This is a genomic window from Streptomyces sp. 150FB (genome assembly GCF_000818195.1).
In the GTDB taxonomy this organism is placed as follows: Bacteria; Actinomycetota; Actinomycetes; order Streptomycetales; family Streptomycetaceae; genus Streptomyces.
This window is the reverse complement of sequence record NZ_JTHL01000001.1, coordinates 3764969-3770374: the sequence shown is the minus strand read 5'-3', so window position 1 is coordinate 3770374 and position 5406 is coordinate 3764969. Positions and strand designations below refer to the sequence as shown.

3 protein-coding genes and 1 pseudogene are annotated in these 5406 nt (G+C 70.0%); 3 read left to right on the top strand and 1 reads right to left on the bottom strand.

Annotated features, from left to right (window positions below):
• Positions 1-108: 108 nt before the first annotated feature.
• The gene (locus tag QR77_RS16115; RefSeq protein WP_040019541.1) at positions 109-441 is read right to left on the bottom strand and encodes a hypothetical protein; all 333 of its coding nucleotides are present in this window, start codon (positions 439-441) and stop codon (positions 109-111) included.
• Between the two features lie 827 nt (positions 442-1268).
• On the opposite strand from QR77_RS16115, the gene QR77_RS16110 reads away from it, so the two are divergent.
• The 3 genes and pseudogenes from QR77_RS16110 to QR77_RS46670 form a co-directional block, all read left to right on the top strand.
• Positions 1269-2351 (top strand): radical SAM protein, encoded by a 1083-nt coding sequence (locus QR77_RS16110; RefSeq protein ID WP_040028084.1) that lies wholly within the window; start codon positions 1269-1271, stop codon positions 2349-2351.
• 6 nt (positions 2352-2357) lie between these two features.
• Entirely contained in the window at positions 2358-4517 is a 2160-nt protein-coding gene (locus QR77_RS16105) for a DegT/DnrJ/EryC1/StrS family aminotransferase (RefSeq protein WP_040022478.1), read from the top strand.
• A pseudogene (locus QR77_RS46670) lies at positions 4514-5406 on the top strand (hypothetical protein); the annotation flags it as partial. The gene QR77_RS16105 and the pseudogene QR77_RS46670, both read left to right, overlap by 4 nt.

Here is a 5406-nt window from a genome sequence, read left to right as displayed (position 1 = left end):
AAAAATCACTCCCCGTAAGATCCGAACACCCTGTAGCGGGCCCTACCCGCCGGCCACCGAAGGACCGGCACCATCAGCTCGGCCAAGCCGCCTCGGCCAAGACATGGGTCAGCGGCCGGAGAAACGGGCCGCGTCGAAGTTGGCAGCGCCCATGTTCGACCGGGCGTTGTCGCCCTGCTCCTGGTCACCGGAGCCGAACGCCGACTCCATGCCCGACTGGCCGCCGAGGATCGACGACAGCGCGCTGTTCAGCGACGAGGTGATCTCGTCGGAGCGCGACTTGAAGGAGTCGAAGGCGACCTTGCCGGACCCGTTGAACTTGCCTTCCAACGGCTGTGCCGCCTGCACGAGTTGACGGATCAGCGTCCCGAGGTCATCACTCGACCCACGCGACTTCGACGTCAGCGTCGTCAGGACCTGCGCTCCCATGTCGAACTTCATCTGGCTCCCCCTGCCTGGCTCAATGGTCGTACGTCATCCATCTGTATCAACACCAGGGTCTTTGGTGCAATAAATGTCGCACGCCTGTGACCAACGTCGGTTGGGCCGACGCGATCCGTACCGCCTCATGGGGAAGGTTTGGTGGCGTCTTGGTGGAATGCGGGAGAGTGGACCGACCGTCATGAAGAGCGGACTCCCCGTCATACGGAAAAGCCCATTCCGCTTTTCATGACTTCGCGACAGGACCGCGACAACACCGCGACGAATTCTTCACGCGGTCCGCACGAAGCGGGAAGGTCGTCGGGGGTCCTGCCGTCGGCCCGCCGCCCACGCTGTCAGGGCGTACGGAGTGTGTCCACCCGGCGGAACCCCGCAGGGGACCTCGGTGCGGGGTGCGAGCCGGGGCGGGTGTTGTCGGTTTTCTTGCGTGGTCCGATCGGTAATGTGTGTTTCGTTTTCGTTGAAGAAAGTTCCGGGCAGGTCGGGCCCTCATCCGCGCCCGCCGGATGCGAATGGAATATGCAATTCCGCTGATCGATCAAAGAGCCGACTCGCATCTGAACTGCCGTTACCCGGCACGCTCGACGGCGGCGGAGAAGTGATCATTTCAGCGGCTGTCCGGGCCCGTTGACAAGCGGGGAGGGCACTCCTAGGGTCGCCAGCATTGACCAAGCGCACGACAGCTCGCTTCTGGGGGATTCGTGAACAGCTCTGGTGAGACGACCCGCGGCAACACCGGGACAGCCGAAAACGGCAGGGACTTACTTCCCCTCGTAAATCTCGATCAAGCGCATTCACCGCAGAAAGTCATGGCGCACGGAGACCTCTTGCGCAAGTTTGTGGCAGGGGAAGAGTTCAAGCCCATCCATATGCGCATCGGCATCATGGGCGCCTGCAACATGCGGTGCAACTTCTGCAACTTCCACTCGCCGAACGAAGAGCAGTTCTACGACCTGTTCTCGTTCAAGGATTCCCTGGCCACCGGTAAAGCGGTCACCCTCCTCACCGAGTTCGCCGCCAACGACGGCCGGGCCGTGACCTTCTGCGGCAGCGGTGAGTGCACGATCCACCCGGGGTACGCCGAGATCTGCCGGGCCGGGCACGACGCCGGACTGCGTATCGGGCTGATCACCAACGGCTCGCGGCTCGGCCGTCCCGCCATCGCCGAGTGTGTCGCCGCCACCCACACCTGGGTACGCATCGGCCTCAACGCGGGCACCGAGGCCACGTTCAACAGCATCACCCGGGATCGCGAACACACCTTCGCCTCGTTCATCGGCGCTGTGGGACGGCTGCGCGAGGCCGCGGTCGCCCCGGACTTCCGCATCGGCTTCAACTACGTGATCACCGCGCAGAATTACCGCGAGATCCTGGAAGCCGCCCGGGTCGCCCGCGAGTCGGGGGCGCACTACGTACGGTTCGAGCCGGAGTTCTACAGCGCGCTCGGCCACGAGACCATCGAGACCGTGATGTCCGAGGTCGCGGAGTCGCTCACCGAGGCCGCCGCGCTCTCCACGGACGCGTTCGAGGTGTCGATCCCCAAGCTGGACCGCGGCCCGATGGACCAGGTGGAGACCGTCGAGGGCGACTTCGAGCGCTGCCACTACAGCCGCTTCGTCACGGCGGTGGGCGCCGACGGCAACCTCTACCCCTGCCCGCAGGTTCACCTCAACAGCCGCTATCTGATCGGCAATGTGGTCGAGCAGGGGTACGAAGAGGTGCTCGACGGCGGTCCCCGCGCAGCGTGGGAGGCCTCCAACCCGCGCAGGACCGACCTGTGCAAGTCCTGCTTCTACCGCCCGCAGAACGAGTTGCTCGAACTCCTCCACCGTGGGCAGGTCAAGCTCGACGAGGCACTCGGCGCATACGCGCTCGAAGTTCCCAGCACCCTGCACGCAGATTTCATCTGACCGCTGATGCAGACCACTCACCTACGCGGACTGCTCGCCACCGAGCCGGCCCTCCGCTTCCCCGCGGACGCCGTCACCTCAGACGCGTCCGATCCCTGCGCCCCGTCCGAACACGCCCGCTGGTCGCGCCGGATCCGCTCCGTGGTGCAGCGGCTCGCGCGCGTCGACGCCGAGCCGCTCGACGTCACCGAGGTCACCGTCTCGGTACGCGAAGGACTCCGGTGCGAGCGGCTGACCCTCAACTCCCTTACGCGCGGGCCCTTCCGGGGCACCCTGCTCACCTGCGAGGGGGCGGCGCCCGGCCCGGGAATCCTGGTGCTCGGCGGCCGGAACGCGCGCCTCGACCAACTCACCGGCGACGAGGCGCCCGACCACCCGGACCGCAATGTCGCCGAGCACCTCGCCCGCGCCGGCTTCACCACCCTGACCGTCGAGCACGGCATCGGCGGCGGCCTCGACGCCGAACGGCTGGCCGGACGCGACGAAGGGGCCCTGCTGGCCCACGCGTTCGCCCTGACTGGCCGCTCCCTCCTGGGCGCCCTGGTGGGTGACGCGCTCGGCGCCCTCGACGTACTCCGCGCCCACCCCTCCGTCGACCCCGAGCGGACCGGACTGTTCGGGCACAGCCTGGGCGCCGCCGTGGCCCTGCACACCGCGCTGCTGGCCGAACTGCCGCTCCCGGTCTGCGCGGCCAGCCACCTCGGCAGCTATCCGACGCTCTACGAACGGCTGTTGACCGGATACGAGGGAGCCGTCCTCCCGGGCGTCCTCGAATACGCCGACCTGCCCGACCTGTTCGGGGCCCTCGCCCCCGCGCCGCTCCAGTTGCAGTACGGGACGGCCGACGCCTATCTCGACGCGGCCGGCGCCCGCGCGGCGGGTGAGCAGGTCCGCCAGGCGTACGCGACGGCCGCCGCGAAGGACGCACTGGACGTGCTGGAACTCCCCATGGGGCACGGCACCCACGTCGACCACGCGGTGGACTTCTTCCGCCGTGAGCTGTCCGGGCCGCCGCCCGCGCCCGCCGCCGTACCCGCGCAGCGCATCCACTTCGACGTCGCCGACCGGCGGACCGTACTGGACCGGGTCGACGCGGCACTCGCCTCGGGCGTGCTCACCCAGGGCCCGCTGGTGGCCGGGTTCGAAGAGCTGTCACGCGGCTGGACCGGGACACCGGGCGTCGCCGTGGCCTCAGGGTCGGCGGCCCTGGAGATCGCGCTGCGCGTCATCGGCGTGGCCGGGCGCACCGTACTCGTACCGGTCAACACCTTCTTCGCGACAGCGGCGGCAGCGGTACGCGCCGGGGCCGGTGTGCGGTTCGTCGACCTGGAACCCGACGGTCTCGGCATGGACCCGGACCGCCTGCGGGACGCGCTCGACCGCCACCCGGACACGGCGGCCGTGGTGCCGGTGCACATCGGCGGCATCGTCTCGCCCGCGCTCGACGGGGTGCTGGACCACTGCCGTACGCGGGGCATCCCCGTACTGGAGGACGCGGCGCACGCGTTCGGCAGCACGCTGGGCGGACGCCCGGCCGGCAGCTTCGGGCGGTTCGGCGCGTTCTCGTTCTTCCCCACGAAGGTGGCGATCAGCGGCGAGGGCGGGCTGCTCACCGGTGCGCGGCCCGAGGACCTGGAAGACGTACGGCGCTGGCGCGACCACGGCAAGAGCGCGGCCGGCTCGACCTTGCACGACCGGCCGGGCAGCAACTGGCGGTTGAGCGAACTGCACGCTGCCGTGGGCACCACCGACCTGGAGCGGTTCGCGGCGACCCTGGCCGCCCGCCGCCGACTCGCCGCTCGTTACGACGACTTGCTCGGCGGAGTCTCCGGTCTGCGGGCACACCCCCAACCTCCGGGAACGGAGGGCAACTTCTACAAGTACCTGGTCCACCTGGACGGTTCAGTCGACCGCGACGCGCTGCGCCGTCGGCTGCGCGAGCGCCACGGGGTCAGTCTCGCGGGTGAGGTGTACGACCGACTCCTCAGCGATCACCCGTACTTCGCGGGGTCCGGGGAGGATGCGGAAGCCACGGAGGCTGGGGGCGAGGCGTACCCGCGAGGCCGCTGGTTCGCCGACCACCACATCGCCCTTCCCCTCTATCCGTCCCTCACCGAGGCCGCGCAGATACGGGTGGTCTCCGCTCTCCGGAGCGAGCTGTCATGACGCGGCAGAGACCCCCGACGCCTCCGACACCGGAGAGACGCCCGACACCGCCCGCACCACCGCTTGTCCCCGCGTTCCGCAGGGGTGCCTGGCAGCCGTCGCTGGACACGGTGCCGCTGCCGGGCGCCACCGGGACCCGCCTCGCCCTCGTCCCGGAGATCGTGGCGGCGGCCGACCGCCGCTGGTGGGACGCCACAGCCCCGACGCTGCCCGCTGCTCCCGTACCCCACGACCGGCGCGAACTGCTGCTGCGCGCACTGGATTTGTACGAGAAGGGCGATCTCACCCTCGGTCCCTTCGGCCCACAGAGCGGCGACGACTTCCGCGCGGCGCTGTGGGAGAGCGCCGGGCTCCCCGCGCCGCTGGTCGACCGCTGGTGCGCGATGCTGCGTACGGGACTGCTCACGCGTGAAGTCCCGGAGCCCGACGAGGCGTTGGCGCTGGTATCCCTGCCCGGCAACACCTTCACCTGCCTGGGCGCCGTGCTGGAACAGGCCGAGCGCTCGGCCGGTGTCTGGGTACGGCCCAGCCGCCGCGAACCGCTCTCGGCGGCCCGGCTGGTCGCCGCGCTCGTCGCCGCGGGCTGGCCGGAGGCCCGGATCGGGTTCTACCCGGGCGACCAGCGCACCCTGCACGGCCTGACCCGGCTCACCGACCGCCACATCGTCTTCGGCGGCGCCGGCCTCGCCGCATCCGTACGGGCCTCCACCGCCCTCACCGTGCACGGGCCCGGACGCGGCTGCGCGCTGGTGCCCGCGGACATGGGCGTCGCCGAGGCGGTCGACTGGCTGCTGCCGCTGATCGCCGCCGACTCGGGCCGGTTCTGCTCCAACGTCCGTACGGTCGCCTGCGCGGGCCCGACGCAGCCGCTCGCGACCGCCCTGGCCTC